At 64.8% G+C, this 26,731-nt stretch carries 25 protein-coding genes; 9 read left to right on the top strand and 16 right to left on the bottom strand.

The annotated features are described in order from the left end of the window. Positions 1 to 22 precede the first annotated feature (22 nt). Positions 23 to 856: an aldo/keto reductase gene (locus tag WD006_RS21115; RefSeq protein WP_011517581.1), complete on the bottom strand. Its 834-nt coding sequence runs from the start codon at positions 854 to 856 to the stop codon at positions 23 to 25. 114 nt (positions 857 to 970) lie between these two features. Beyond that, a complete protein-coding gene (locus WD006_RS21110) occupies positions 971 to 1,369 on the bottom strand; it encodes a tautomerase family protein (RefSeq protein WP_008645891.1) in 399 nt (132 codons plus the stop codon). 145 nt (positions 1,370 to 1,514) lie between these two features. Between WD006_RS21110 and WD006_RS21105 the strand changes: the two genes are divergently transcribed. After that, a complete protein-coding gene (locus tag WD006_RS21105) occupies positions 1,515 to 2,405 on the top strand; it encodes a LysR family transcriptional regulator (RefSeq protein ID WP_029307159.1) in 891 nt (296 codons plus the stop codon). A gap of 21 nt (positions 2,406 to 2,426) precedes the next feature. Here WD006_RS21105 and WD006_RS21100 read toward each other — a convergent pair whose 3' ends face one another. The 4 genes from WD006_RS21100 to WD006_RS21085 form a co-directional block, all read right to left on the bottom strand. Beyond that, entirely contained in the window at positions 2,427 to 3,113 is a 687-nt protein-coding gene (locus WD006_RS21100) for a Fe2+-dependent dioxygenase (RefSeq protein ID WP_011517579.1), read from the bottom strand. Positions 3,114 to 3,174: 61 nt separating this feature from the next. Then, positions 3,175 to 5,424, bottom strand: coding sequence for a TonB-dependent receptor (locus tag WD006_RS21095; RefSeq protein ID WP_029307160.1), 2,250 nt, complete (start codon positions 5,422 to 5,424; stop codon positions 3,175 to 3,177). 277 nt (positions 5,425 to 5,701) lie between these two features. Beyond that, complete coding sequence (locus tag WD006_RS21090) at positions 5,702 to 6,673, bottom strand: Bug family tripartite tricarboxylate transporter substrate binding protein (protein WP_011517577.1); 972 nt, start codon at positions 6,671 to 6,673, stop codon at positions 5,702 to 5,704. A gap of 160 nt (positions 6,674 to 6,833) precedes the next feature. Further along, positions 6,834 to 7,295, bottom strand: coding sequence for a DUF2147 domain-containing protein (locus WD006_RS21085; protein ID WP_008645905.1), 462 nt, complete (start codon positions 7,293 to 7,295; stop codon positions 6,834 to 6,836). A gap of 1,697 nt (positions 7,296 to 8,992) precedes the next feature. On the opposite strand from WD006_RS21085, the gene WD006_RS21080 reads away from it, so the two are divergent. Then, positions 8,993 to 9,583 (top strand): histone H1-like DNA-binding protein, encoded by a 591-nt coding sequence (locus WD006_RS21080; RefSeq protein ID WP_425648274.1) that lies wholly within the window; start codon positions 8,993 to 8,995, stop codon positions 9,581 to 9,583. A gap of 291 nt (positions 9,584 to 9,874) precedes the next feature. Here the strand turns inward: WD006_RS21080 and WD006_RS21075 are convergent, their stop codons facing one another. The 10 genes from WD006_RS21075 to WD006_RS21030 form a co-directional block, all read right to left on the bottom strand. Continuing rightward, complete coding sequence (locus WD006_RS21075; protein ID WP_011517570.1) at positions 9,875 to 10,342, bottom strand: membrane protein; 468 nt, start codon at positions 10,340 to 10,342, stop codon at positions 9,875 to 9,877. A gap of 65 nt (positions 10,343 to 10,407) precedes the next feature. Next, complete coding sequence (locus tag WD006_RS21070; protein WP_011517569.1) at positions 10,408 to 11,355, bottom strand: carbohydrate kinase family protein; 948 nt, start codon at positions 11,353 to 11,355, stop codon at positions 10,408 to 10,410. 102 nt (positions 11,356 to 11,457) lie between these two features. Continuing rightward, a complete protein-coding gene (tpx, locus tag WD006_RS21065) occupies positions 11,458 to 11,958 on the bottom strand; it encodes a thiol peroxidase (RefSeq protein ID WP_011517568.1) in 501 nt (166 codons plus the stop codon). A 78-nt stretch (positions 11,959 to 12,036) separates the two neighbouring features. Then, on the bottom strand, positions 12,037 to 13,722 hold the full coding sequence (locus WD006_RS21060; RefSeq protein ID WP_011517567.1) for a DUF3426 domain-containing protein: 1,686 nt from the start codon (positions 13,720 to 13,722) through the stop codon (positions 12,037 to 12,039). A gap of 9 nt (positions 13,723 to 13,731) precedes the next feature. Beyond that, the gene (prmA, locus tag WD006_RS21055; protein WP_011517566.1) at positions 13,732 to 14,646 is read right to left on the bottom strand and encodes a 50S ribosomal protein L11 methyltransferase; all 915 of its coding nucleotides are present in this window, start codon (positions 14,644 to 14,646) and stop codon (positions 13,732 to 13,734) included. Between the two features lie 42 nt (positions 14,647 to 14,688). Continuing rightward, positions 14,689 to 16,056, bottom strand: a complete 1,368-nt coding sequence (gene accC, locus WD006_RS21050; RefSeq protein ID WP_008645579.1) for an acetyl-CoA carboxylase biotin carboxylase subunit — start codon at positions 16,054 to 16,056, stop codon at positions 14,689 to 14,691. 114 nt (positions 16,057 to 16,170) lie between these two features. Beyond that, positions 16,171 to 16,632 (bottom strand): acetyl-CoA carboxylase biotin carboxyl carrier protein, encoded by a 462-nt coding sequence (gene accB, locus WD006_RS21045; RefSeq protein WP_011517564.1) that lies wholly within the window; start codon positions 16,630 to 16,632, stop codon positions 16,171 to 16,173. 259 nt (positions 16,633 to 16,891) lie between these two features. Further along, positions 16,892 to 17,380, bottom strand: a complete 489-nt coding sequence (aroQ, locus tag WD006_RS21040; RefSeq protein WP_011517563.1) for a type II 3-dehydroquinate dehydratase — start codon at positions 17,378 to 17,380, stop codon at positions 16,892 to 16,894. Between the two features lie 229 nt (positions 17,381 to 17,609). Continuing rightward, entirely contained in the window at positions 17,610 to 18,152 is a 543-nt protein-coding gene (locus tag WD006_RS21035; protein WP_008645582.1) for a TlpA family protein disulfide reductase, read from the bottom strand. Between the two features lie 82 nt (positions 18,153 to 18,234). Continuing rightward, positions 18,235 to 18,918, bottom strand: coding sequence for a hypothetical protein (locus tag WD006_RS21030; protein WP_011517562.1), 684 nt, complete (start codon positions 18,916 to 18,918; stop codon positions 18,235 to 18,237). A 124-nt stretch (positions 18,919 to 19,042) separates the two neighbouring features. Here WD006_RS21030 and mpl point away from each other — a divergent pair, with 124 nt between their 5' ends. The 7 genes from mpl to aroE all read left to right on the top strand — a co-directional run bounded on the left by mpl (position 19,043) and on the right by aroE (position 26,685). Then, complete coding sequence (gene mpl / locus WD006_RS21025; RefSeq protein WP_029307162.1) at positions 19,043 to 20,422, top strand: UDP-N-acetylmuramate:L-alanyl-gamma-D-glutamyl-meso-diaminopimelate ligase; 1,380 nt, start codon at positions 19,043 to 19,045, stop codon at positions 20,420 to 20,422. A gap of 12 nt (positions 20,423 to 20,434) precedes the next feature. Further along, positions 20,435 to 21,034, top strand: coding sequence for a YqiA/YcfP family alpha/beta fold hydrolase (locus WD006_RS21020; protein ID WP_011517560.1), 600 nt, complete (start codon positions 20,435 to 20,437; stop codon positions 21,032 to 21,034). A 14-nt stretch (positions 21,035 to 21,048) separates the two neighbouring features. After that, entirely contained in the window at positions 21,049 to 21,693 is a 645-nt protein-coding gene (locus tag WD006_RS21015; protein ID WP_029307163.1) for a chorismate--pyruvate lyase family protein, read from the top strand. Beyond that, a complete protein-coding gene (fabG, locus tag WD006_RS21010) occupies positions 21,690 to 22,430 on the top strand; it encodes a 3-oxoacyl-ACP reductase FabG (RefSeq protein ID WP_008645603.1) in 741 nt (246 codons plus the stop codon). The genes WD006_RS21015 and fabG overlap by 4 nt, the downstream gene beginning before the upstream one ends. A gap of 145 nt (positions 22,431 to 22,575) precedes the next feature. Continuing rightward, the gene (locus WD006_RS21005; RefSeq protein WP_011517558.1) at positions 22,576 to 24,714 is read left to right on the top strand and encodes a ribonuclease catalytic domain-containing protein; all 2,139 of its coding nucleotides are present in this window, start codon (positions 22,576 to 22,578) and stop codon (positions 24,712 to 24,714) included. A gap of 124 nt (positions 24,715 to 24,838) precedes the next feature. Continuing rightward, positions 24,839 to 25,777, top strand: coding sequence for an energy transducer TonB family protein (locus WD006_RS21000; protein ID WP_029307164.1), 939 nt, complete (start codon positions 24,839 to 24,841; stop codon positions 25,775 to 25,777). Next, positions 25,777 to 26,685 (top strand): shikimate dehydrogenase, encoded by a 909-nt coding sequence (gene aroE, locus WD006_RS20995; protein ID WP_011517556.1) that lies wholly within the window; start codon positions 25,777 to 25,779, stop codon positions 26,683 to 26,685. The genes WD006_RS21000 and aroE overlap by 1 nt, the downstream gene beginning before the upstream one ends. Positions 26,686 to 26,731 lie beyond the last annotated feature (46 nt).

Raw genomic sequence — 26,731 nt, 5'->3', positions numbered from 1 at the left:
CCGTCTCGTCCTGGGCCCGCGTTCAGAGCATCGCCAGCGGCTGCACGTGGCGCGGGGGCGGAAACAGTTCGTCCAGCGCGGCAAGCTGTTCCGCGCTCAGCGTCAGGTCCAGCGCGCCGACGTTCTCGCGCAGACGCTCGCGGTTGCCAGTCTTTGGGATGGCGATAATGTCGTCGCGGCTGAGCAGCCACGCCAGCGCAACCTGCGCCGGAGACTTTCCAATCGATTGCGCAAAACGCTTCAGGCCCGGGCTGCGCAGCAATCGCGCCTGCTCGATCGGGGAATAGGCCATGACGGGAACCTCCCGCTCGCGCAGCCAGGGCAGCAGGTCGAATTCGATGCCACGGCGGCTCAGGTTATAGAGCAACTGATTCACGGCCACTTCATCGCCACCCGGCACATCCCATAGTTCTTCCATGTCGGAGAGGTCGAGATTGCTGACGCCGAAATGGCGGACCTTGCCGGCTTGCCGCAACGCCAGAAACGCCTCGATCGTTTCCTCGAACGGCACGTCGCCGCGCCAGTGGAGCAGGTAGAGATCAATATGGTCGGTACCCAGGCGTTTCAGGCTGCGCTCGCACGCGGCCGCCGCGCCCTTGCGACTGGCATTGTGCGGATACACCTTGCTGACCAGGAACGTCTGGTCGCGACGCCCCCGGATCGCCTCGCCGACCAGTGACTCCGACAAGCCTTCGCCATACATCTCGGCGGTGTCGATCAGCCGCAGTCCAAGATCCAGACCCAGCTGCAACGTGGCGATTTCGTCGGCACGTGTCTGGCGATGATCGCCAATGTTCCAGGTACCCATGCCCAGCGCGGGCACGCGTTCGCCGCCGGGCAGTGTGACTTGTTTCATGCAATGACTCCGGTGTGAGGGGCCGATGACGGCTTGCAGCCCTTCACACTAGTGAACATTGGCACGGAGTACAAGCCAGCGGCCCGCACGACACTGCTGACTGAAATGCGCGAATCAACCGTGTTGGTGGCGGAACTCCTGCGACTTGCCGCCGTATCCGTAGGCGGCCGCCCGCGCGTCGATCACATGGATGTAGGACAGGGGATTGACGTCGCCGATCACCTCGGACAAGGCCCCGAATATCGCTGCGAGATACTGCGCCTTTTCGGCCTTGGTGTTCGTCTCGTCGGTCACGCTGATGTCGAGCTGGAACGCGTTGCGGCCCTCGGCATACTCCGACAGCGGTTTGCCAGCAATGAACCACTGTTCGCGCGGAATGTACGTAACCGTGGTGGCGATCACGCTGGCTTCCTTTCGCAGGACCCGCTGGGTCAGTTCGCCGACCGCGGCGACCGCGCGGCGGGTGAGTTCCGTATCGGGATGGCCGGAAATCTGCAGGGCGATGTGGGGCATGACAGGCTCCTTGATTGCGTTGGTTTTCACGGTGCGGTGGATGTTTATCCGCTGCGGTGATGCCATCGTAGGCGCTTCTGTAATATCGGGAAAGCGGGAATATGCGATAGTATCCATCGGATATACCGAATCATTGGGGCCTGCCATGCGTGGATTCGAGACCGATCAACTGAGAACCTTCGTGGCCGTGGCGGACAGCGGTAGCTTGTCCGCCGCGGCACCCCGGCTGTTCCTGTCGCAGTCGTCCGTCAGCGAGCAATTGCGCAAGCTTGAGGAGCGTGCCGGCGTCCCCCTCCTGACTCGAGGGAAGAAGGGGGCCGCAGTGACGCCGGCCGGCGCGCGGCTGCTCGAGTACGCGCGGCGCATCCTGTCGCTGAACGAACTGGCGATGCAGGAATTGCGCGGACAGTCGCTCGATGGCGAGCTACGTCTGGCGGTGACGGACTACTTTCGCCCCGGCGAGATTGCCGGCATGTTGCGCCGGCTGCGTGACCGCTATCCGTACCTGAAGCTGCACGTGACGGTCATGAAGAGCGCGGCCATCGAGGCTGCCGCCGAGATGGACGAGTTCGATATCGGCTTGAGTATGCGGTTGATACGTTCGGGGGGCGATGCTGCACCGCACGAGAGGCGCAAGTCCGGTGTCGTACTGCGGCGGGAGGCGCTGGCGTGGGTCGCGGCACCGGAGATCGCCGAGTCGCCGCAGGCCACGCTGCCGCTCGTGCTGTTACCGGATACCTGTTCGATGCACCAGTTCGTGGTGCAGTTGCTCAAACGGCGGCGGCGCGCGTTCGATATTGGCCATTCGGCATCCGGGGTGGCCGGGCTGCATCTGGCTCTGGCGGCGGGCCTTGGCGTGTCATGTCTGAACGCCTCGGCCATCGGGCCGGGTGTCGCGCCGCTGGATGCCGCCGCCACGGCGGGCTGGAAATTGCCACCGCTGCCTTCGGCCGAGTTCTATCTGCTGGGGGCCCGGCGCGGGGAGAGCGAGTTCATTGGCCAGGCGCGTCAGGCGCTGGCCGAGCAGTTCGGCTAGGCGAGGAAGACCAGGCCGGGATCAGGTATCGCTCCACTGGCGCAGGAGGTTGTGATAGCAGCCCACTAGCGTGCGGCGCGCGCGTTCGTCAGCGTTGGTCTGATTCAGCGTCTGGATGGCGTTGTCCATGTCGAACAACAGCGCGCGTTGGCCATCGTCGCGAATCAGGCTCTGAATCCAGAAGAAGCAGCCAACCCGCACACCGCGCGTGATCGGCTTGACCTGGTGCAGGCTTGTGGACGGGTAGACCACCATGTCGCCGGCCGCGAGCTTGACCGAGTGCACGCCGTAGGTGTCTTCGATCTGCAGTTCGCCGCCGTCGTAGCTGGCCGGGTCGGACAGGAACAGCGTGGCGGAAACATCGGTACGCAGCTTGCGACCGTTGTGCGGGTGCAGGCGAACGCCACCATCGACATGCAGGCCGAACGTCATGCCCTCACTGTAGCGATTGAACATCGGCGGATAGACGATATTCGGCAGCACCGCGCTGATGAACAGCGGATTGCGCTCGAGCGCGCTCAGTACAAGATGCTGGCACTGCGCCGCCGCCTCGGAGCGTTCGTCGATCTGCTGGTTGAACTTCACCGGCGCGCCCGAGTATCCGGCGGTGACTCGGCCGTCCACCCAGGCGTCGCCCGCGTGATCGAGCTGCTCCCGCAGCATGGCCAGTTGCTCGGCGTTGAGAACCTGCGGAATGCGGACGAGCATCGTATCTATATAGATAGTGAGCGAAAATCGGAGCCGCCCGGCGCTGCGGCCCCGGCGGCACTTACATGCGGTATGTGAACGACAGCATCGCGGTGCGGCCCGTACCCGGCACCGAACGCCCGCCGTCGGACTGAATCAGTGCATCGTAATACTTCTTGTCGAAGATGTTGAACAGATTCAGGCGCACATCGTACTTCGGCTGATGGTAGGCGATCATGCCGTCCCAGCGCACGTAGCCGCCCACCTGTACGGTGTTGGTGTTGTTGGCATAGCGCTGCGACATATAAAACGCCCCGCCGCCGATTTCCCAGTTCGGCAGGATCGCGTAGCTGGTCCAGGCTGTGGCCGTGTGCTTGGGCGTATTGAGCGGCACCTTGCCTTGCGTGCCGGCGGCGACGCCGTTCTCGATCACGCCATCGAGGTATGTGTAGCCGGCGAACACCTGCCACTTCTGGGTAATGCGGCCGGTCATGCCCAGGCGGAAGCCGTCTACCTGGATCTTGCCCGTCAGCGCGTAAGTGGTGGCGTCGATCTGGCTACGCGCGTTGTCCTTGGTGATGCGGAAAATCGCCGAGTTGACTTGAAGGTCGCCATTGCGCAGATCCCACTTGCCACCCAGTTCGTACGATTTGTTCTTCTCCGGGTCCAGCGATTGCTGGCCCACCGTGCCGACCAGTTGCTCGAGCGACGGGTTGAACGACGTGCCATACGACACGTAGTACGACTGCTGCTCCGTCGGCTGCCAGATGCCGCCCAGACGCACGCTCGTGAAGTTGACGGTCTGGTTGGCATACGGCAGCACGGTGCTGCCGCTGGTGTTGGAGGAGTTGATCGAGTTGCTGATGCTGGCGATATATCGGTCGTAGCGCAGGCCGGCAACAGCCTTCCACTGCTTGCTGAACTCGATCGAATCGTTGGCGTAGACGGCGACCGTGTTGGCTGACCCGCCTTGCAGGTTGCCGACGCTCGAGGCGACGTTCGACGGTGAGTCCTGGTAGACCGGATCGACCACTGGCGTGCAGGCGACGTAGCCCGTGGTGGCCCCGTTCGCATTTAGCGGCGTGCTGCCGCAGCTGCCGTTCCGGTAGTAGTTCTGGTTGTTGTAACCATCATGACCAAGCTCCAGGCCCGTCAGCAGCGTGTGCTTGACCGGACCGGTGTTGAAGTCAGCGGTCAGTTCGGTCTGGTTGAAGATCGAGTAATCGCGGATGTTGCGGTCATGGCTCTGTTGGCGCACATAGAGCTGCGACAGTGGCAGATTGGTCGTGGTCAGCGCCGTGAACTTGCCGGAGGCATCGATCGAGCCCACGGCATTGGGCGCCGTCTCTCGCGCATCGGTGGATACGTAGTTGAATGAGGTCTGGTTGCGCAAGCGCAGGTTCGGCGAGAACTTGTGCGTGACGCCGGCCGAAAGTGAGGCGATGTCCTGGCGCGTGCGGTCGTTGTTGAAGCCGTAGTACGTGTTGCGATTGACGTTGACCGGGTGACCGTTGATGGCCGGGAAACCATAGTCGGGCATGTCCTCGTTGTGCTGGAGCAGGGCGGACAGCGTGATCTCGGTGGACGTGCCGATGCCAAAGCGCCAGGACGGCGCGATGCCGAAGTCCTGCACCGTCATTTCGTCGCGCGTGCTCGGCTTGCCGTCCTGCGCCATCGCGGAGATGCGGAAGGCGGAGGTATCGCCGGTTGGCGTGTTCACGTCGGCGGTGGCGCGCACCAGGCCGTTCGTGGTGACGGAGCCGGTTACCTCCGTGGCGGCTTTCATCTGCGGCTTCTTGGTGACCTGGTTCACCACGCCGCCGGTGGAGCCACGGCCGAACAGCATCGACGACGGGCCCATGATGACTTCGACCTGATCCAGCGCGAATGTGTCGCGGTAGTACTGGCCACGGTCGCGGAAGCCGTCGAGGTACATGTCGGTACGCGCCGAGAACCCGTTCAGGTTGATGTTGGTACCGATCTGGCCGCCCTCGGCGCCGCCGATCGTGATGCCGGGCACGTTGCGCAGTGCATCGGCCAGCGAGGTGGCACCTTGCGAATCCATTACCGCGCGATTCACGATCGTCACGGACTGGGGGACGTCACGCAATTCAGCAGGCAGCTTCGAGAGCTGGCTGCCTGCCGGGCTGAAATCGTCGCGAATGGCCGAGCCCTGGACCGTGATCTCGCGCAGCGTTGCAGGCGCGGTTTCCGACGCGCTGGCCGGCGCAGGAGCGGGCGTGGCGGGCGCTTGCTGGGCCAGGGCGGCAGGGGCGGCAGGAACGGCAAAAAGGGCTACGAGGGCGGTGGCCAGGGGCGTGCGGCGAGTCATTGTCCAGTCCATGTGTGCGGGCGTGGCGCAATATAAATGCGAACGATTCGCGTTGCAATTTGCGTTGTTACCTGTTCACAGACAATGTTATGTGCTCTCGAATGACTTAATAAAAATACAAACAACTACGAAAGGGGCCGTGTGGATGGCGTTTTGGGCGTTACGTATGCTGATTAATGCGCTTTTGTAACGGCGGTGATGCAAAACAAACGGCCCGCTCAAGGCGGGCCGTATGCATACATTTGGTCACCCTGGCAGGTGACCGCGTCCGGATTTTTTAATCGGCGCTCATATTCGCGTTTTTCGCGATCCGACCCAGGCGTTCGCGCTCGGATTTGATAAACGCGACGAAGCTCTCCACCGAGCCGCCTGCGGGCTCGATACCGTTCTGGATCAGGCGCTCGCGAATATCGGGGCTCTGCATGCCCGCGCTCAGTTCCGCGTTGAGCTTCTTGATGATGGCCGGGTCTGTGCCCTTCGGTGCGAAGATGCCGGCCCAATGCCCGATGCGAACTTCGGGCAGACCCTGTTCCGCAGTGGTCGCGATGTTCGGTGCAGCGGGCATACGCTTGTCCCACGTCGCGCCCAGCGCCTTCAGCTTGCCCGCCTTGATCTGCGGCAGCACCACGATCGACGCTTCGGACGTTGCCACGACCTGATTGCCGATCACAGCCGTGATGCTCTCCGAACCGCTCTTGTACGGCACCACGGTCAGCACCGCGCCTTTTTCCTTGAGCATTTCCTCGACGAAGTGCGGCGTGCTGCCGCTGCCGGCGGTAGCGAACGGCACGCCACCCTGCTTCTTCGAATACTCGATCAGTTCCTTGACGTTGTTCACCGGCACCGACGGCGAAGCGACGATCACCGACGGGCTCACCGCGATCAGGCCGACGGGAACGAGATCGTCCGGTGCGTACGGCATCTTCGAGCGGATCAGGCCGTTGGTCACGGTGCCTACCGCGCCGACCAGGAACGTGTAGCCATCGGGCTTGCTCTTTGCCACGTAGTCGGCGCCAACGATGCCGCCCGCACCCGGGCGATTCTCGATGACGACCGGCTGTCCGATGCGCTTGCTGACGGCTTCGGCGCCGGCACGTGCCACGAGGTCGTTGGCACCGCCTGCCGTGAACGGCACGACGAACTTGATGACGTGATTCGGCCAGGCATCCGCGGCGTGCGCGGTTGCGGCGATGAGGGAAGTGGTGGCGAGTGCGAGGGCCATGACGCGGCCGCGTGGGGAGAAGCGCATGCTCAAAGTCTCCGGATGTCGTTGTGAAGGCAAACGATCTTACCGAAGGAAGCTGTCACATGCCTGTACACCAGGTGATGTGTGCGAAGCGTGCTCAGGGGAGCCGCCTCACCGTTCGCGCAGGCGTCAGTGAGGCAGTGAATTGCTGACGAATCGCCGCTTACTGCGCGCGCACCCAGGTCTGGGTCCGGCCGATCAGACTAATGCCGATGAAGCCGCGCACGTTGAGCTTCTTGCCGTCTTCGGCCAGCGACATCTTGCACTTGTACAGCTTGCCGCTTTCGGGATCCAGAATCTCGCCGCCGGTCCACTCGTTGTCGGCCGTCTTGCGCAGACCGGTCAGCAGCGTCATGCCGATGATCGGCTGATCCTTGCGCGAGTCGGTGCACTTGTCGCACACCGTGGGCGGGCCTTCATGCGGCACGAGACTCTTCGTGAGCTTGCCGCTGTAGACGCCGTCCTTCTCGCTGATCTCGATCACGCCACGCGGCTTGCCGGTGGCGTCGTCAATCGTCTGCCAGGTGCCGGTCGGCGTGGCTTGCGCCATTGCCGCTGCGCTGGCAGCAAAAGCAGCGGCGAACACGGCGGCACGCAGCAGGGTACGAGGGGCGGTCATGCGCATGGTGGTGGTCTCCAGTTCAGAGTTCAATGTTCGGTGTTGCAAAGTTGGTTCGCTCGATCGGGTAACGGCGGGCGCGACGCCAATCTACTGTCGGATGCCGCGCGCCGCAATCTCCAACATCCGTTTGCGTACGCACCGGCGCGCAATGTAGCGCTTGCTGCAATCGCCCGCCCGGCGCGGCCTGGCGCGGATTCTGTCGTGCAACAACGCCAGCATGAGCGGCGGTTCCGAGATTTTCCTCTAGCCATCGTCCAGCTGCAGCGATGTCGCCACAGTGCTTCGGAAATTGGCCACGCCTGCATCGCATTCGTCTCAGTAGGAACCCGGATGCGGCGCATCGCTCGAATGCAGCTGCATTGTCTGACGACGCAGCGGGTCGACGTGGCGAACATCGTGCTCGGTTGCACGACTGATGCGTTTGCGTCGTGCCTCCTCCAACCATCACGAACCACATCGCCAGTCGCGATGTGGCGACGCGCACGGAGCGTTTCGACGTGGCGAGGAACTTCGACAGCATCGAAATCGAGCGTGCGACTTCGCAACGACGACACAAACCGTTGCTTTGACGCATCACTCTTTCGTCGCTCACGCGCAACTCTCTGAAGCTTGCACGCCGATGCTGGGCATCGCGCGCGCATGGTTCGACGGTGGCGCAAGTCGGAGCGTGTTCGCATGCGTTGCCACTCGCGGGAACGCGACGCGGCAGCGCTGCGCGGAACGCTGTCGCACAAGTATCCGCAGTGCATGGAACGACATCGATGGAGGACCGGAAAGCCAATGCTCATGCGGCTTTCCGGCTTGCGGGCGTGAACGCGCCACCGCACTTCACACGGCATCGCAAGCGTGTCTGAGCAGGTATGTGCGATGCCTTCGCGGGTGTGCGATCACGCGTCATCGACACGATCCGCCGCGCATCGACTCATCGTGCGAAGACCCGATGAAGGAACTCTGGAGCGTGTGTGAAAGTCGAGATCAACATGTGTGTCGATGGTGTCGTCATCGAGACGTGCGCGCCGAGTAGATCGATTCGTAATTGCGCGCAAGTTTTTTTGCACTTTTTTCTTAACATCATCGAACAAACGAATTATGATTCGCCTTGACAAGAGTCTCACTTCATTGCATCGACCGAGTAGCGCGCACGAAGGCAAGCAAGAACGCGAGCGAGAAGGAACGATGAAGCGAAGCTTCGATGCAGTGATGGCGGGTAGCCGAGGAGCACCAGAACTTTGACGCAGACTGAGCCGAAATGGCTTTTTAAAACGCGTGCGGTCTCCAGTTGCCCAGTGACGGTATGGGCGAGTTACCCCCGAATGATTGCCGTCCGCAGTGCGCGAGGCCATGCCCGCACTGTGGACCTGCTGACCGATATCTCCTCTTTCCAGGCTGCGCGCCGACATGACGGGCGGTGCGGGCAGATCGAATTTTCCAGGGCGCGGCTTAGCCCGGGAATCCGCTTGAGCGCTGGGTTTGCAGCTCGCTCGCGGATGCCTGGCCGCCGCGGGCACACCGCCATGAGCGCGCAAGTTCGCGCCGGACGCGGCTGTCTCCCTGCCACCGAATTCATTAGCGTGCGGTCGATGTTGCGTCGTGCGCCGATGAATCGCTCGCTCGATTGGGGCACGTGCAAAACACGCCTCGGGTCGGTCGGGTCGCCAATTTAGGTCATTCGATATTTCACGTTAGTGAAGGAGTTATCCATGGCAACTGCTGCAAAGAAAAAGCCGGCGGCTAAGAAGGCCGCCAAGCCGGCCGCCAAGAAGGCTGCTGTGAAGAAGGTCGCCGCCAAGAAGGCTGCTCCGGCCGCCAAGAAGGCTGCTGCCAAGAAGGTCGCAACCAAGAAGGTAGCCGCCAAGAAGGTAGCGACCAAGAAGGTAGCGACCAAGAAGGTAGCCGCCAAGAAGGCAGCACCGGCCAAGAAGGCTGCAGTGAAGAAGGTTGCTGCCAAGAAGGTCGCAACCAAGAAGGTAGCCGCCAAGAAGGCAGCACCGGCCAAGAAGGCTGCAGTGAAGAAGGTTGCTGCCAAGAAGCCGGCCGCCAAGAAGGTCGTCGCCAAGAAGGCAGCACCGGCCAAGAAGGCCGCAGCCAAGAAGGTAGCCGCCAAGAAGGCTGCTGCAAAGAAGCCGGCTGCCAAGAAGCCTGCTGCCAAGAAGGCTGCTGCGAAGAAGCCTGCTGCCAAGAAGGCTGCTGCGAAGCCTGCCGCTGCTCCTGCTGTTGCCCCCGCGGCCGCAGCCAAGACCGCGCTGAACCCGGCTGCAGCCTGGCCGTTCCCGACGGGCAACCGTCCGTAATCGCCTCGCACTCGTGCGAGCGATCACAACCGGGAATCGCCAGGGCACGCATCGCGTGCCGCACTGACCGGATACGGCGTATCCGGTCCGCAAGACGGCAGTCTTGCCAACCCGCCGATGGCATCCGTGCCCGGCGGGTTTTTTATTTCTGGGTGGACGTGCGAGAGCGGCGCCAGTCGGTCTGGATGACGATCAGGAGTAGCCAGGTCAGGGGCTCGCGCAAAAGCAAAACGCCGCGGCCTGACGGCACGCGGCGTTCGATTGCTGGGGTCGGGTCGACCAGCGCGTGACTTAGTGCGTAACGCGCGTCACGCCGCCCGAGGAGAGCAGCCGCACACGGTCGCCAGGGCGGAAGATCTCGTCCGCATCCTGCGTGATGGCGCGCATCTCGCCATTCTCCAGGCGTACGGTGATCTCCAGGCCGCGACGCTGCGCGATCTTGTTCTCGGCGGCGCTACCGGCCATGCCGCCCAGGATTGCGCCGAGCAGGCCTGCTGCGATGGCGCCATTGCCGCCGCCGATCGTGCTGCCGGCGGCAACACCACCGAGCGCGCCACCGGCAAGCGTGCCGGCGCCCGTGGCCTCGCCCTGGATCATGACGTCACGCACGCCTTCCACCACGCCGAAGCGCACGGTCTGCTCGCGCTGGGCCTGGCCACCCGTGTAGACGCTATTGGAGTTTGACTGGGTGGAACACCCGGCAAGCAGCGTCGCCGCTGCCAACACGGCGACGCCGCCGATACGTAGGATCTTGTTCATGACTTCTTCCCGTGAAAGATTCCGCGTTGCGTTGCTGTGCCGGGGGTGACGCACCCGGCACCAGATCAAGCGTAACGGTAACCAAAGACGGACTGGAAGCGGCTGCCGATTTCGTCGCAGGACATCCAGTGGTTCTGGGGACCCTGCTGGGCGATCTTGAGAGAGCCCATCAGCGAAGCGAGGCGGCCGGTGGTTTCCCAATCCATCCCGTTCTCGATGCCGTGGAGCAGGCCACCCCTGAACGCATCGCCGCATCCGGTGGGGTCGACCACACGTTCGGCGGGCACGGCGGGAATGGCGTACTGCTTGCCGTCGGCAAAGACGCTGGCGCCGCGCTCGCCGTGCGTCACGATGAACGCGCGGACCTTGGCGGCTACCTCTGCGCTGGTCCATGCGGTGCGTGACAGCAGGACCTGCGCTTCGTAGTCATTGACCGTCACGTAGCTGGCAAGTTCAATGAACTGCCGCAGGTCCTCGCCGTTGAACAGCGGCATGGCCTGACCCAGGTCGAAGATGAAGGGGATGCCCTCGGCGGCGAACTGCTGGGCATGGTGAAGCATGCCTTCACGGCTGTCCGGCGCGACGATGCCGACTGCCGGGCGGTTGCCCGTGGCCAGCGCGTCCTGCACCCGGTTCAGTTGCGACTGACCCATGGCGCCAGGGTGGAAGGCCGTGATCTGGTTGTTGTCCAGATCGGTCGTGATCATCGCCTGCGCGGTGAATGTCTCGGGCAGCACGCGGATATGGTCGGTGCGGATCTCGAGGTTGCGCAGGTACTGCAGATACGGTTCGGCGTCCTGGCCCACCGTGGCCATCACGATCGGGTCGCCGCCCAGCATTTTGAGCGTGTAGGCGATATTGCCCGCGCAGCCGCCAAACTCGCGGCGCATACCCGGCACCAGGAACGAGACGTTCAGCATGTGGATCTGGTCCGGCAGGATGTGTTCGCGGAAACGTCCGTCGAACGTCATGATGGTGTCGTATGCGACGGAGCCGCAGATCAGGCTGGACATTCTCTCTCCAAGGGCCCTGGCAAGGGCTGTAACAGATACGTTAATGAATTCCGCCCGTGCATGACGGGCGGAATGTTGAACTACTGTGCCGAATCAAACAAATTACTTCAATGCGGCGAGTGCGGCGTCGTAGTTCGGTTCCTGCTTGATTTCGGACACCAGTTCGCTGTACTTGACCGTGTCGTTCTCGTCCACCACGACCACGGCGCGAGCGCACACGCCGGCCAGCGGGCCGGTCTTGATGTCCACGCCGTAGGCGTTCTTGAACTCGGCGCCACGCATCGTCGACAGCGTCACCACGTTGGCCAGGCCTTCGGTGGTGCAGAAGCGGCCCATCGCGAACGGCAGGTCGGCCGAGATCGTCAGCACGACGGTGTTGTTCAGGTTGCCGGCGGCCTCGTTGAACTTGCGGGCAGATGCCTGGCACACGGGCGTATCGAGGCTCGGCACGATGTTCAGCACCTTGCGCTTGCCTGCGAAGTCGGCCAGCGAGACATCCTTCAGATCCTTGCCGACGAGCGAGAATGCGGGCGCCTTGTCGCCGCTATGAGGAAACTTGCCGCCAACTTCAATGGCGTTACCGCCGAGGGTCACATTGCTCATGGTCTCTCCTGTCTGGAATGGAATACGGCCAGCCGGTCCGATGCGCGCATCGACGGCATGGCAGGGGGGCGTTGGAACTCAGGGGTAGAAGATCAGCACGCGGTAGTTCGCTGCCGCCTGCTGCGTCCGGAATCGTACCCGAACCGGCAGTTCGCTGCCTGCGCGCAGGCCCGTGGTGGCAAAAGCGCGCTGGTCCGGCTGCAGGTAGTCAGCCGGCAGCAGCACGCGCCGCAGCAGCAACTGGTCCTGCAGGTCCGTCATCACGAGTTCGATGGCGGGCAGTGCCGTGGTGGCGCGGCCCTGGTTGCGCATGGTGACCGCGAGCAGATAAACGTCGTCGGACTCGTCCTGCTTTTGCAGTTGCGACGTGTCGATGCGCAGCGCCTCGAGATCGCGCCACGGCGGGACGCTGCAGCCGAATGGCTCACACGCGGCTTCCAGCACCGGGCGCAGTACCGGAATGTTTCCCGCGAGCTGGCTGCGTCCAAGGTAGGCGCCCTGGATGAGCACGCCGAGGCCGAGCACGACGACCGCCACGCGGGTCCAGAGACGTCGGCTACCCGGCAGCTTGCGTTTGGTGGTGGTAGCACTCGCCTGCTCGCGTTCGCGGGTGTGGCGAAGGAAATCGGGGGCGAAGCCGGGGCCGGTTACCGGTCCGGAATCGTCGCGCTGCCAGTGACGCGTGGTCGTCTCGCGGGCTACGGCATCGATCGTGCCGTCCCGCGATGTTGGTCCATGAGCGTTGCTGTCGGCGGCGTCCCTTGTCCAGGCTTCCGTTTCGGCGTCAGTCGGGTCTGCCGCGCGCAGATACTCGCTTGCACTGCGTACCGGTTCGGTGTGCGGGTGCGGGTGGGCTTCCGGCTGCGCGGCGTCGTCGGCGCTATCGCTGTCTGTGCTGTGCTCGCTACTGGTCGCGGCCGTCTGTGCCTCGCGCTGGGGGGGCGTTGGCCACATCGCCTTGGCGCTGTAGGCACCGGCTGGTGGCATTTCGCCCGGCGTCTTCGGCGCGAACGCTGCGGCCGGGTCGAGCGATGAGTGACGCGGCAATGCATCGTCATCGAACACGCCATGGTCCAGGGCAGGCCACGGCTCCGATGCTACTTGCGGTGGCGTGTCGACGTCGGTGGAGTCGGCGTCAGGCAGTGTTTCCTGACTCGCTTCGACCGGTGGCGTTTGTGTGGCGGCTTCAGTGTCTTTCGCCTCGTCGCCAGCTTCGGCAGCGGCGGGCGCGGCGCTTTCGCGCGTTTCGTCGGCCGCTTCCGGTTCGTTGGCCTCGACGGCCTCCGCGGGGGCCTCTTCCGTGGCCGTATCAGCCACTTGTCGATCGGCGCTAGTTTCCGGTTCTGCCACCGCCTCCGCTTTTACCTCGACTGCTTCTTCCCGCTCGGGCTCCGACATCATCGTCGTGGGCGAGTCGAGCGCGGGCACGTCGTAGCCTGGGTCGAAGCCCGGGTCGAACGGCGCTTCGTCCTCGCGCGCCTGGGCGACGGCCTGGGTCTGCTCCGCGTGAGCGAGCGCCGCAGCCAGCGTGACCGACGGTGCCGCAGCCGCAGGTGCCGGCGTGGGCGTGGAAGCGGGGGAGGATGTGGACGCACCAGCCGGCGCAGACGCCGCTGGCACCTCGATCAGGTGCTCGCGGGCGTCGAAGACAGTGTCGCACTGGCCGCAGCGGACCAGCCCCTGGCGCAGCCGCAACTGGTCCGCCACAAGCCGGAACGCGGTGCGGCAGGCCGGGCAGCGCGTGACGAGCTTGGCGGCGGCCATGATGGAAAATCAGGAACGGTCGGCGGGCGCGGCGGGGCGCGTGCCGTGCAGGCACACCCAGCCTTCCTCGCTGCGCCAGACCGACATGGGGATCCAGGGCGCGTAGGCGGCGGCCACTTCCTCGGCCTGCCGTTCGAGCACGCCAGACAGGATCAGGCGGCCGCCCGGCCGCACACGCGCGCTGAGCATCGCCGCCATCAGCTTGAGCGGATTCGACAAGATGTTGGCCACCACGAGGTCGTAGGTGGCCTCGGAGACCGACTCCGGCAGCGCGAAGCTGGCCTCCACGCGGTTGCGTTCAGCGTTGTAGCGCGACGCATCCACTGCGTTGGGGTCGATGTCGATCCCAACGGTGTCACCGGCGCCGAGCTTCTTCGCGACAATGGCCAGGATGCCCGAGCCACAGCCATAGTCGAGCACGGTTTCGCCGGCACGCACGTTGGCTTCCAGCCACTGCATGCACAGGCGCGTGGTCGGATGGCTGCCGGTGCCGAATGCCAGGCCCGGGTCGAGCTCCAGAATCACGGCGTCGGGGTCCGGCGCGTCGTGCCACGAAGGCACCACCCAGATCTTTTCACCGATGCGGATCGGTTCGAATTGCGACTGGGTCAGACGCACCCAGTCCTGGTCTTCCACGCCGCGCAGTGCGTACGGCGGCACCGGGTCGACCTTGAGCGCGTTAGCGGCCGCGGTCACCACGAGCGCGGGATCGGTCTCTTCATCGAAGAGCGCCACCACGCGCGAACGGTTCCACGCGAGCCGCGTCGGCTCCAGCCCGGGCTCTCCGAAGAGCGGCTGTTCGTCGGGCGTATCGGCATCGGCATCTTCCACCGATACCGACAGCGCGCCGAGGTCGAACAATGCGTCGGACCAGGCTTCCGCCTGCTCCTGCGCAATTTCGATCACACATTCCTGGAAAGCCACGGGATTCCTCTGTTACTGCTTTGCCGGCCGATTGGCCACGTTTCAGGCCTTTTCGCCCTGGACGTTGGCCTTTTGGGCCAGACGGTGTTCGAGATAGTGAATGCTGGTGCCGCCTTCCACGAAGTTGGCGTCGAGCATCAGGTCGCGGTGCAGCGGCACGTTGGTCAGGATGCCGTCCACCACCATTTCCGACAGCGCGATGCGCATGCGGGCGATGGCCTGGTCACGCGTCGCGCCATACGTGATGATCTTGCCGATCATCGAATCGTAGTTGGGCGGCACGAAGTAGCCGTCGTACGCATGGGAGTCTACGCGCACGCCGGGGCCACCGGGCATGTGCCAGGCGGTGATGCGGCCCGGCGACGGCGTGAACTTGAACGGGTCCTCGGCGTTGATCCGGCACTCGATCGCGTGGCCGCGCAGTTCCACGTCCTTCTGGCGGAGGCGCAGCTTCTCGCCGAAGGCGATGCGGATCTGCTCCTGCACGATGTCGATGCCCGTGATCATCTCGGTGACCGGGTGCTCGACCTGCACACGCGTGTTCATCTCGATGAAGTAGAACTCGTTGTTCTCGTACAGGAACTCGAACGTGCCGGCGCCACGGTAGCCGATCTTCTTGCAGGCCTCGGCGCAACGGTCGCCGATGCGCTCGATCAGGCGGCGCGGAATGTGCGGTGCCGGCGCTTCCTCGATCACCTTCTGGTGGCGGCGCTGCATCGAGCAGTCGCGTTCGCCCAGCCAGATGGCCTGCCGATGCTGGTCGGCCAGGATCTGGATTTCCACATGGCGCGGGTTCTCGAGGAACTTCTCCATGTAGACCTCGGGATTGCCGAAGGCGCGGCCGGCTTCCTCGCGCGTCATGTTGACGGCGTTGAGCAGGGCGGCTTCGGTGTGCACCACGCGCATGCCGCGGCCACCGCCGCCGCCAGCGGCCTTGATGATCACGGGGTAGCCCACGCGACGGGCCGTTGCCAGGATTTCCTTCGGGTCGTCGGGCAGTGCGCCATCGGAGCCGGGCACGCACGGCACGCCGGACTTGATCATGGCCTGCTTGGCCGACACCTTGTCACCCATCAGGCGGATGTTTTCGGAGGTCGGGCCGATGAACACGAAGCCGGATTTCTCCACGCGCTCGGCGAAGTCCGCGTTCTCGGACAGGAAGCCATAGCCCGGGTGGATCGCCTGGGCGTCGGTCACTTCGGCGGCCGAGATGATGGCCGGCATGTTCAGGTATGACAGCGGCGACGGGGCCGGGCCGATACAGACGGCTTCATCGGCCAGCTTGACGTACTTGGCGTCCTTGTCGGCTTCCGAGTACACCACCACGGTCTTGATGCCCAGCTCGCGGCAGGCGCGCTGGATGCGAAGGGCGATTTCACCGCGGTTCGCGATCAGAATTTTATCAAACATGGTCTCTCTCTGCGAGAACAGGGGCGGGCCCGGCGCACCGGCTTTCGGCGCGTCGGGCTGACGCATGCGGCAGGGCCATCGGGCCAGGCCGCGTCAGCGCCGGACGGGCCGGAATCAGCCGATCACGAACAGCGGCTGGCCGTATTCGACGGCCTGACCGTTTTCGACCAGGATTTCCTTGATCACGCCGGCCTTGTCGCACTCGATCTCGTTGAGCAGCTTCATGGCTTCGATGATGCAGACGGTCTGGCCTTCCTTGACGGTGTCGCCCACGTTGACGAACGGCGCGGCGCCCGGCGACGGCGCGCGGTAGAACGTGCCGACCATCGGCGAGGTCACCACGTGACCAGCCGGGACTTGCGGTGCTTCCGCAGCGGCGGCGGCCGGCGCGCCGGCAACGTTCACGGCCGGGGCGGCGGGCAGTTGCTGGTACTGGGGCATGGCCATCGGAGCGGCCATGACCTGCGGAGGTTGCTTGACGATACGTACCTTGCCTTCGCCCTCGGTCACTTCGAGTTCCGAAATGCCGGATTCGGCCACCAGGTCGATCAGCGTCTTCAGCTTGCGCAGGTCCATCTTCTTATCCTCCAGAATCGGGTTGTCCGGTCACGCTCCTGCTCGGAGGCGACGGCGGCGGTGAATCGTTGATTGGCTTGCCATGCGCGAGAGGCACGGCGGCAGCCCCTTGTTATCTCGTTCTTGCTTGAGGCGGTTTCAGAATGATTCTGGCATCGTTGCGGGTACCTGTACTTACTGCCTGCGGCCCCGCGCCTGGCCAGAACCGCTTCGCTTCATTCTGAAACAGCCTCCCGGGTGCGGCTTGATCTTTGCGGCGTTAGCCAGATGATGCGGTCTGTTCCTGTGCAAGCGCGTAATCCAGCGCCAGCAGATAACCCTGCCAGCCCAGGCCGCATATCACCCCGATCGCCTGATCAGAGAAATAGGAGTGATGACGGAACGGCTCGCGGCGATGCACATTGGACAGATGCACCTCGACGAAGGGAATGGCCACGCCAGCGAGCGCATCGCGCATGGCCACACTCGTATGGGTATAGGCCGCCGGATTGATGATGATGAAGTCCACCCCCTCGCCACGCGCTGCCTGAATGCGGTCCACGAGGGCTCCCTCGTGATTCGACTGGAACGTATCCAACTCGATGCCCGCTTCGGCCGCGCGCTTGGCCAGCGCTTCGTTGATATCGTCCAGCGTCGTGTGTCCGTACGTCTGCGGCTCGCGCGTCCCGAGCAAATTGAGGTTCGGACCATGCAGAACCAGCACCTTGCGGTAACGGACGGGGCGGCTGACGGCAGGAGTAGAAGACACGGCGGCTCGACCAGATCAACGAAATTGCGCGGAGATTACCGTAGCTTAGAGGGATTTGTCTAGCGTGGGATACAAGGCGAAATGTCGATCCGGGGTCATATCACAGCCGTCGAGTGCCTTTTGAGTCGCAAACCGCTGTCGGCTGAGGGTTTGTCCGCACGTTCGAGGCCAATTGATGAACGTTCGGCTTCAGATCGATGAAATTCGGTTGGTTTGGCCTTGCGCGGGATCAAGCCCCAGGCAGTACCGCGCGGAGCTCGTCGGCATGCACGCGGCCCATCTTGCGGTACTTCACAGTGCCGTCAGGCGTGATGACGACCGTGAACGGCAACCCGCCCTGGGTGTTGCCAAAGGTCCGGGACAGTTCCGTGCCGGCAAAGCCAGCCACCGTGAGCGGGTACGCCACCGGCACCTTCTTCAGGAAATCCTGGATATTGCTGGCCGAATCGATACCGATGCCGACGAATTCCACGTTGCGGGGGGCATATTCGCCGTGCAGCGCGGTCAGCTCGGGCATTTCCTCGACGCAGGGGCCACACCAGGGTGCCCAGAAATTGACCACCAGAGTCTTGCCACGGAACTTCGACAGATCGACCTCCGCACCAGCCGGGTCCGGCATCTTGGTATGGAACAGCGTTTCCACTGCCTGATCCGAAACGGCCTTCGGCGCCAGCGCGAAGTGGGCCACCAGCGCGCCGGCGGCCGCTGCGACGATGGCGATGATGATCCACAAGACAAAGGGCGAACGGCGGGTGGGAGCAGATGCGGTCATGTTCGGGCGGCGAAGAGGACAGTTCTAATTAGATAACGGGCGATTGAGGCGATAGGCCAGGGCTGACACCGGGGCCGGATGCTCATTCCCCGGCGTCGGTCGAGGCAATGAGCGTGCGTACGGCGTCGGCATCGGCGCGGGCCACGCGCCCGGAAGCGTCGGCCTTGACCGCGCCGCGTGCATCGTCGGCATCATACAGCGCAAGGTGAATTCCGACTGGGGCACCCAATGTGGCGCGAACTTCTCCTGCGAGCGTGCGGGCCTCGCGAGTGGCCGGCCACTGGCCGCGCCACAGAAAGCTGAGCGTTTCGACATCCCCACGGCCGGCAAAGTGCCGGCTTTCGCTGGTGTCGAAATCCACGCCGGCATTGAGCAGGTGCAGCGCCACATCCTTGGGGCTGTCGCAGAAGCACTGTATATAGACGTCCGAGTGCTCGGTGGCCGTGCCGTTTAGTACCGCGCCCACCAGATAGGGGCGAAATGCGGCCAGGTCGTCCATCGCCAGCAGCGCCAGCTGGCGCATCAGCGCCAGGATGCGCGGCTGGTGGTCGCCGTGGAACAGCGCCTGGTAGGCGCGCACCTCATCTTCGATCATCTCGTTGTCAGGCAGCCATTCGCCGGCCACGCGCACGTCGCCCAGGATCTGGCGGGCGGCCTTGCGTTTGGCCGTGGCGTAGTCGGCGCCATCTTCGGCGATCATGCGGGCTGCGGCCTGGGCGATTTCCTCGCGCAGACGGATGGGGTCGGAAGGCATACGTCGGGACATGCTGCGATGATACCCGCGCGGACGCAGTCGGGGCCTTCGACCCACGCGGTACAATCGGGACCTTGTTCAGTTGCCGCGCCACGCATCGCGCCCGGCGCGGCCCCACGCATTTTCCCGAGCTTCCATGCATATTCATATCCTTGGCATCTGCGGTACGTTCATGGGCGGCCTGGCTGTCCTGGCCCGCCAGGCGGGGCACCGCGTGACTGGCTGCGACGCCAATGTCTATCCGCCCATGAGCACCCAGCTCGAAGCCCAGGGCATCGACCTGATCGAGGGGTTCGACCCCGACCAGCTTTCGCTGAAGCCGGACCTGTTCGTGATCGGCAATGTGGTCTCGCGCGGCAATCCGCTGATGGAAGCGATCCTGAACCGCAACCTGCCGTACGTTTCGGGGCCGCAATGGCTCGGCGAGCACGTGCTCAATGGCAAGTGGACGCTGGCCGTGGCTGGCACGCATGGCAAGACCACGACCACGTCGATGCTGGCGTGGATTCTGGAAGACGCCGGCTACAACCCCGGCTTTCTGGTGGGCGGGGTGCCGCAGAACTTCGGCATTTCGGCGCGCCTGACGGAATCGGACTTCTTCGTTATCGAGGCCGACGAGTACGACACCGCGTTCTTCGACAAGCGCAGCAAGTTCGTCCACTACCGTCCGCGTACGGCGATTCTCAACAACCTTGAGTACGATCACGCCGACATCTTCCCGGATCTGACCGCGATCGAGACCCAATTCCATCATCTGGTGCGTACCGTGCCGGGCGAGGGGCGGCTGGTCGTCAACGGCCAGGAGCCCGCACTGGCACGCGTGCTGGAGCGCGGCTGCTGGAGCGAGGTGGAGCAGTTCGGCGTGGGCGACTGGAGCGAGACCGATCCGAAGACCGCCGCGCCAGAGGGCAAGGATGCCTTCGACATCTGGTTCCGCGAGGCGCTGCAGGGCACGCTGGTCTGGGACCTTCAGGGTACCCACAACCGCCTGAACGCCATTGCCGCGATTGCCGCCGCGCGCCACGTGGGCGTGCCGCCGGCGCAGGCGATCGAGTCGCTTGGCCGTTTCTCCAACGTCAAGCGCCGGATGGAAGTACGCGGCGTGGCGGGTGGTGTGACGGTCTACGACGACTTCGCGCACCATCCCACGGCCATCCAGACCACGGTCGACGGGCTGCGCCGCCGGGTGGGCGACGCACGCATCCTCGCCGTATTGGAGCCGCGTTCGAACACCATGAAGCTTGGCGTGATGGCTGCCCAATTGCCGGCCAGCCTGCGCGAGGCTGACCTTGTGTTCGGATATGGCGCGCCCTCTGGCAAGGACGCGCTGGGGTGGAACCTGGCCGAAGCGCTGGCCCCCCTCGGCGAGAAGGCCGCGGCGTTCCAGGACCTCGGCACGCTGGTGGAAGCCGTGCGCGCTGCCGCCCAGCCCGGCGACCAGGTGCTCGTGATGAGCAACGGCGGCTTCGGCGGGGTACATCAGAAACTGCTCGACGCGCTCGGCGCGAAGTCCTGACCGGGAATCCACATGCTGCTGTACCTGCACGGTTTCCGTTCCTCGCCGCAGTCGTTCAAGTCGCGGGTCGTGCAGGACCGGATGCGCGCCTGGGGCGTGGAGAAGTATTTCGCCTGTCCGATGCTCAATGTCTCGCCCTCGCTGGCGATTGCCCAGGCTGAAGCCGCGATCCGTGGCGCGCGTGCCGGCGGCGAAACCGACATCGCCATCATCGGTTCGTCGCTGGGCGGGTTCTACGCGCGCTGGCTGGCGGAAAAACACGGCTGCCGCGCCGTGCTGCTGAATCCGGCGGTTCACCCGTGGACCGATCTGGAGCGCTATCTGGGCGAGCAGCCGCTTTATCACGGCGGCGGCTCGGTGGTGGTCGAACGCAAGCACCTGCAGGAACTGCTGGACCTGCGGGTGGACGCGATCACCAGACCCGAGCGCTACTACCTGTTGGCCGCCACCGGCGACGAAGTGCTCGACTATCGCGAGATGATCGCGGCCTGTCCGGGCGCGCGCATCCGGGTCATCGAGGGCAGCGATCACGGCATCAGCGAGTTCGAGGAATACGTCGACGACGTACTGGCTTTCTGTGGCTATACCCCCAACGGAAAGACCGTGGCATGAGTGGCGTAACAGGGATGCAAAAGCTGCGTGCGGCATGGCACGCGCATCTGCCGTATGACGCGTCGATTCCGCTGAACCAGCGCCGCTGGATCACTGGTGAAGGCTCACTGACGGCTCGGCTGATGTCGGCGTCCGCCGCCTTCCGCGTGCGGCGACTGGCGCAGGCGCCGCAGTTGCCGCTCGCCGACGAATGGCGGGCGCTCGGCCTGATCCGTCCGCTGCCGGCCATCACGCGCGAAGTGCTGCTGATCTGCGACGAGACGCCAGCCGTATTCGCTCACACGATCGTCGACCCCCGGTATGCGCGGCGCGACTGGCCGTTCTTGCGCGGGCTCGGCAACCGGCCGCTCGGCGGCGCGCTGTTCGTCGATCCGCGCGTGCGGCGCGACCCATTCCAGTTTGCACGGCTGACCCCGTGCCACCCGCTGCGTCAGGCGCTGCAGCGGGTATTGCCGGCGCTGTCGTCGGAGCCGATGTTGCCCGCGCGGCGGTCGGTGTTCCGGCGTGGCGGCGGCGCCATGCTCGTGACGGAGGTCTTCTTGCCGGACCTGCTGACACGGGCAGCGCCTGAGAACACCGGCGCGGGCGGCACCAGACTGCCCCGCCGTATCGACACACATCACACACCATCCAAGCAGGAAGAGAGACCCGAATCATGAAATTGCAGGGACGCGTAGCGATCATCACCGGCGCCGCCGCCGGCATCGGTTTTGCCACCGCCGAACGTTTCGCCGCCGAAGGCGCGAAGCTCATCATGTGCGATGTGCAGGAGGCCCGCGTGCGCGAGGCCGCCGAGCGGCTGGCCGCCAAGGGCGCGCAGGTCGAGGCGCACAAGGTCGACGTCACGCGCCGCGACGAGGTCGATGCCATGGTGGCAGCCACGCTGGCCCGCCACGGTCGCATCGATGTTCTCGTCAACAACGCCGGCATCACCAAGGACGCGCGCCTCGCCAAGATGACCGAGGCACAGTTCGATGCGGTCATCGACGTCAACCTGAAGGGCGTGTTCAACTGCTCACAGGCCGTGGCCAGCATCATGTCCGAGCAGGGCAGCGGCGTGATCCTGAACGCATCGAGCGTGGTTGGCCTGTATGGCAACTTCGGCCAGACCAATTACGCGGCTTCCAAGTTCGGCGTGATCGGCTTCACCAAGACCTGGGCGCGCGAACTGGGTCCGAAGGGCGTGCGCGTGAACGCGGTATGCCCGGGCTTTGTCAATACCGAGATCCTGCAGACCGTGCCGGAGAAGGTGCTCGACGGCATGAAGGAACATTGCTGGATGCGCCGCCTGGCCGAGCCGTCGGAGATCGCCGCGATCTACACGTTCCTGGCCAGCGACGACGCCAGCTACGTCAACGGCACGACGATCGAAGCCAGCGGCGGCATGTCGCTGTAATCTGGCTCCGAAATCGCATTGACCTGAAGCACCCCGTCAGATGCGGCCACGGCGGCCGCGGTGGCGGGGTGCGGTATCATCCCCGGTCGAGTATCCGTCCGGGCATTCCTCATGCCTTGCCCGGCACTTCTGAAAGTCCAATCCAATGCAGTTGCTGTTCGAAGAAGGCGGCGAAATCCGCGCCGGCACCGTGCTCGCCCAGCAGGGCGAGGCCTACCAGGTCGAGTTGCCTGCGGGCAAGCGCACCAAGGTCAAGGCCAAGGATGTGCTGCTGCAGTTCGCCCAACCGTCGGCAATGGAGATGGTGCGGCAGACCGGCGAAATGACCGCCGAGATCGATCTCGACTTCCTCTGGGAATGCGCGCCGGCCGAGGAATTCGGCTTTGCCGAACTGGCCGCCGAATACTATGGCGCCGACGCGGGCCCGGTGCAGCAGGCCGCGCTGGCGATGGCGCTGCATGGCAATCCGATCTATTTCCGCCGCAAGGGACGGGGCCGCTACATGCGCGCGCCGGAAGACCAGCTCAAGGCCGCGCTGGCCGCGGTGGAGCGCAAGAAGCAGCAGGCGCTGGTGCAGGGCGAGTACGAGGAGCAACTCAAGGCGCTGACTCTGCCCGAAGCGTTCCGCGGCAAGGCGCTGCAACTGCTGTTCAAGCCTGACAAGAACAGTCTCGAATACAAGGCCATGGATGCCGCCTGCACCGCGCTCGGCATGACGCCGATGCGGCTGATGGTGGCTGTTGGCGGCGTGGAAAGCCCGCGCGCGCTGCACGAGGCCAAGTTCCTGGCCGATTGTTTCCCGAAGGGCACCGGTTTCCCGGACGTCGATGTGCCGGAGCCGCCCGCCGACCTGCCCGTGGCCGATGTGCAGGCGTTCTCGATCGACGACGTTACGACGACCGAGATCGACGATGCGCTGTCCGTGACGCGTCTGGGCGACGGCAAGCTGCGCGTGGGGATCCATATCGCTGCGCCGGGGCTCGGCATCCGCCGCAGCGAGCCGCTCGACGCCATCGCGCGCCATCGACTGTCCACGGTCTACTTCCCCGGCGACAAGATCACGATGCTGCCCGACAGCGTAGTGGACCGCTACACGCTGCAGGAAGGCCGCACCTGCCCGGCGCTGTCGCTTTACGTGACGATCGACCCGAACGGCGTGGATGGCCTGACAATCGTCGGCAGCGAGACGCGCGCCGAGCAGGTGCCGATTGCCGCGAACCTGCGGCACAACCTGCTCGACGACATCGTGACGGAAGCCGCGCTGGCCGCGGGCACGGGCGACTATCCGTTCCGCGATGAACTGACCGAGCTGTACCGGCTGGCCAACCACCTGCACGACGAGCGTCAGCGCGCGCGTCTTGCCAGCGGCCTGCGCCCGGAGGCGCACAACCGCGCCGATTTCAATTTCTACATCGATCAGATCGAGGGTGGCGGCGAGCGCGTGCGTATCGAGCAGCGCCGCCGTGGCTCGCCGCTGGACCAGATCGTGGCCGAGTTGATGATTCTGGCCAACAGCACGTGGGGCAAGTTGCTGGCGGACCACGGCGTGCCGGGTATCTACCGCACGCAGAAGGCGTGGGGGATGCACCGCACGCGGATGCAGACGTACCCCGCGCCGCACGAGGGCCTGGGCGTCGCGCAGTATGCGTGGAGTACGTCGCCGCTGCGCCGCTACGTCGACCTGGTCAATCAATGGCAGATCATGGCCGTGGCCCAGCATGGCGTGACCGCCAAGCTCGTTGCGCCGTTCAAGCCCAAGGACGCCGACCTGCTGGCGGCCGTGGCCGACTTCGAAGGGACCTATGCGGCCTACGCCGACCACCAGTCGACCATGGAGCGTTACTGGTGCCTGCGCTGGCTCAAGCAGGAGAATCGTGACCGGATGATGGCCACGGTGCTCAAGGATGGCGCGGTGCGCTTTACCGACATCCCGCTGGTCACCCGTGTGCCGGAGTTGATGCAGGCGGTGCGTGGCACGCAGGTGCTGCTGGAGATCGCCACGACGGACGAGATCTCGCTCGAGGTGTCGTGCAGGGTGCTGGAAGTCTTTGCTGGCGAGGGCGCGATGCCCGATGAGGATCTCGACGCCGACGAGGAACTGGACGAGGCTTCCGCGGAAGCGGCCGCCGATGCCGCCGCCGAGGCAGCGGCTGAAGACGCCGTGGAAGGCGCGGCGGAAGGGGCCGATGCTGCGCCGGAGGACGCCGATTCCGAGGCTTCCGAGGGCGATCAGGACGACGAGGCGTCTGCGCCACGCGACACTGGCGCCAATCCGGCTGCCTGAGTCTTCGTTGAGTCTTCGGTAAACAGGTCGACTCCCTTACAATCGAAACCTGTTCCGGCCGCCCCCCGACAGTGGGGTGGCCGGCGTTTCGATCGATTCCTGCCGCCGTCCGCCCATCCCAATCGTGAACGCCGTCCTTCCTGCTCCCCGTCTCCCGCGCCATCCGCGCGAATGGTGGCAATCCAGCAGCACGCTGACCAAGGCCCTGGCCATCTCCGTGGCCGTGCACGCGCTGTTGCTGATGGTGCGGGTTGCAGCGCCCGAGGTGTTCGAGATCAAGCGTTCCGACCCGCAGCTCGACGTCGTGCTGGTCAATTCGAAATCGGCTGTGAAGCCGCGCAATCCGACCGTGCTGGCGCAGGCCAATCTCGACGGTGGCGGCGAGCATGACGCCCAGCGCGCTACCACGCCGCTGCCCGCGCAGACCGAATCGAAGGAGGGCGACCTCATCAAGATGACGCAGCGGCGCGTCGAGCAACTCGAGGAAGAGCAGCGCCGGCTGATGACGCAATCGCGCGAGGCGGCGCCCGCTGTGCGCAGCCAGCCGGTCAAGCCAGGCGAGCAGCGCTCCGACCAGCCCACGCGCGGCCAGGACGACCGCACGTCAAACGATGAAATGGCCCGGCTCGAAGCCGAGATCGGCCGTAATCTCGAGCACTACGCCAAGCGCCCGAAGCGGATGCAGCTGACCGCGACCAGCGCACAGGGCGTTGACTACGCACAGTATTACGACCGCCTGCGCCGCAAGATCGAGACGCGGGGCACGAGCGATTTCCCGCAGCGCAATGGCAAGCCGATCTATGGGCAACTGATCCTCGTGATCAACGTGAATCGCCAGGGCAAGCTTGGCTACAACCGCGACGGCTACAACGTCGAGGCCATCGACGTGGCCAAGAGCTCCGGCGACCCGGCGCTCGACCGCCAGGCCGTGGCCATTGTGCGTGCGGCCGCGCCGTTCGGGGCGTTCACGGCGGAGATGCAGGCGAAGCAGGATATCCTCGAAGTCGTTTCCACTTTCAAGTTCACCCGCAGCGGGCTCGATGTCCGCCTGCAAGGCCGCTGATGACCGCAGACCAGAATTCCCAGCCCAACACCGCCGAACCTGCCGATAGCGTCGACCGCTACGTGGTGGTGGGCAATCCGATTTCGCACAGCCGCTCGCCGGCGATCCATGCCGCCTTCGCGCGCCAGACCGGCGAGGCGGTGCAGTATGACCGGCTCGAAGCCCCGCTCGATGCGTTCGCAGATACGATGCGCGAATTCCTGGCCGGCGGAGGCCATGGCTTCAACGTAACCGTGCCGTTCAAGCTCGAAGCGTATGACCTGGCCGATCGCCTCACGCCGCGTGCCGAGGCTGCCGGCGCCGTCAACACGATGTGGATCGAGGACGGACTGATCCATGGCGACAACACCGACGGCATCGGCCTGGTGCGTGACATTCAGGACAACCTTGATGTGCTGCTCGAAGACAAGCGCATTCTGGTGCTTGGCGCCGGTGGCGCCGCGATGGGCGCGATGCTGCCGCTGATCGAATGCCGCCCGGCGCGCATCGTGGTGGCCAACCGTACCGCCTCGCGCGCCAGCGACATGGTCGAGGAATTCGTGGAAGCGGCGGACCAGTACAACGTGGAGCTGTGGGCCGGTGGCCTCGACGCGCTCGATGCGCTGTCCGAGGACGAGCGCTGCGATGTGGTGATCAATGCGTCGTCCAGCAGCCTGCAAGGCGAAGTGCCGCCCGTGCCCGAGCACCTGCTCGGCGAAGGCGTGCTGGCGTACGACATGATGTACGGCGCGCAGCCGACGGTGTTCCTGGCCTATGCGGCCAAATGCGGCGCGCGCACGGCGGATGGGCTTGGCATGCTGGTCGAACAGGCTGCCGAAGCCTTCTACAACTGGCGCGGCGTGCGGCCCAGCACCGCCCCCGTGCTGGCCGAGCTGCGCGCGGCGCTGCAGGCCGAAGCCGCCCGCTAAGGCGGCGTTGACGCAGCGTGGCCCGCGCATCCGCCAGATCGTCACC

The sequence above is a fragment of the Cupriavidus sp. Met-2 genome (assembly GCF_049843575.1).
GTDB classification, from domain to species: Bacteria; Pseudomonadota; Gammaproteobacteria; order Burkholderiales; family Burkholderiaceae; genus Cupriavidus; species Cupriavidus metallidurans.
Note: the sequence above shows the minus strand (reverse complement) of the source record. Positions and strands in the feature narration are given on the sequence as shown.

Excerpts from the sequence above, each read along its gene's own strand:
- WD006_RS21030 (WP_011517562.1), bottom strand. The coding sequence starts at position 18,918 with ATGTCCCGACGTATGCCTTCCGACCCCATCCGTCTGCGCGAGGAAATC.
- WD006_RS21015 (WP_029307163.1), top strand. The coding sequence starts at position 21,049 with ATGCAAAAGCTGCGTGCGGCATGGCACGCGCATCTGCCGTATGACGCG.
- WD006_RS21100 (WP_011517579.1), bottom strand. The coding sequence starts at position 3,113 with ATGCTCGTCCGCATTCCGCAGGTTCTCAACGCCGAGCAACTGGCCATG.
- WD006_RS21075 (WP_011517570.1), bottom strand. The coding sequence starts at position 10,342 with ATGAACAAGATCCTACGTATCGGCGGCGTCGCCGTGTTGGCAGCGGCG.
- aroE (WP_011517556.1), top strand. The coding sequence starts at position 25,777 with ATGACCGCAGACCAGAATTCCCAGCCCAACACCGCCGAACCTGCCGAT.
- tpx (WP_011517568.1), bottom strand. The coding sequence starts at position 11,958 with ATGAGCAATGTGACCCTCGGCGGTAACGCCATTGAAGTTGGCGGCAAG.
- WD006_RS21070 (WP_011517569.1), bottom strand. The coding sequence starts at position 11,355 with ATGTCCAGCCTGATCTGCGGCTCCGTCGCATACGACACCATCATGACG.
- WD006_RS21115 (WP_011517581.1), bottom strand. The coding sequence starts at position 856 with ATGAAACAAGTCACACTGCCCGGCGGCGAACGCGTGCCCGCGCTGGGC.
- WD006_RS21085 (WP_008645905.1), bottom strand. The coding sequence starts at position 7,295 with ATGCGCATGACCGCCCCTCGTACCCTGCTGCGTGCCGCCGTGTTCGCC.
- WD006_RS21035 (WP_008645582.1), bottom strand. The coding sequence starts at position 18,152 with ATGACCGCATCTGCTCCCACCCGCCGTTCGCCCTTTGTCTTGTGGATC.
- WD006_RS21080 (WP_425648274.1), top strand. The coding sequence starts at position 8,993 with ATGGCAACTGCTGCAAAGAAAAAGCCGGCGGCTAAGAAGGCCGCCAAG.
- WD006_RS21060 (WP_011517567.1), bottom strand. The coding sequence starts at position 13,722 with ATGGCCGCCGCCAAGCTCGTCACGCGCTGCCCGGCCTGCCGCACCGCG.
- WD006_RS21105 (WP_029307159.1), top strand. The coding sequence starts at position 1,515 with ATGCGTGGATTCGAGACCGATCAACTGAGAACCTTCGTGGCCGTGGCG.
- accC (WP_008645579.1), bottom strand. The coding sequence starts at position 16,056 with ATGTTTGATAAAATTCTGATCGCGAACCGCGGTGAAATCGCCCTTCGC.
- mpl (WP_029307162.1), top strand. The coding sequence starts at position 19,043 with ATGCATATTCATATCCTTGGCATCTGCGGTACGTTCATGGGCGGCCTG.
- fabG (WP_008645603.1), top strand. The coding sequence starts at position 21,690 with ATGAAATTGCAGGGACGCGTAGCGATCATCACCGGCGCCGCCGCCGGC.
- accB (WP_011517564.1), bottom strand. The coding sequence starts at position 16,632 with ATGGACCTGCGCAAGCTGAAGACGCTGATCGACCTGGTGGCCGAATCC.
- WD006_RS21005 (WP_011517558.1), top strand. The coding sequence starts at position 22,576 with ATGCAGTTGCTGTTCGAAGAAGGCGGCGAAATCCGCGCCGGCACCGTG.
- WD006_RS21110 (WP_008645891.1), bottom strand. The coding sequence starts at position 1,369 with ATGCCCCACATCGCCCTGCAGATTTCCGGCCATCCCGATACGGAACTC.
- WD006_RS21020 (WP_011517560.1), top strand. The coding sequence starts at position 20,435 with ATGCTGCTGTACCTGCACGGTTTCCGTTCCTCGCCGCAGTCGTTCAAG.
- WD006_RS21095 (WP_029307160.1), bottom strand. The coding sequence starts at position 5,424 with ATGACTCGCCGCACGCCCCTGGCCACCGCCCTCGTAGCCCTTTTTGCC.
- WD006_RS21090 (WP_011517577.1), bottom strand. The coding sequence starts at position 6,673 with ATGCGCTTCTCCCCACGCGGCCGCGTCATGGCCCTCGCACTCGCCACC.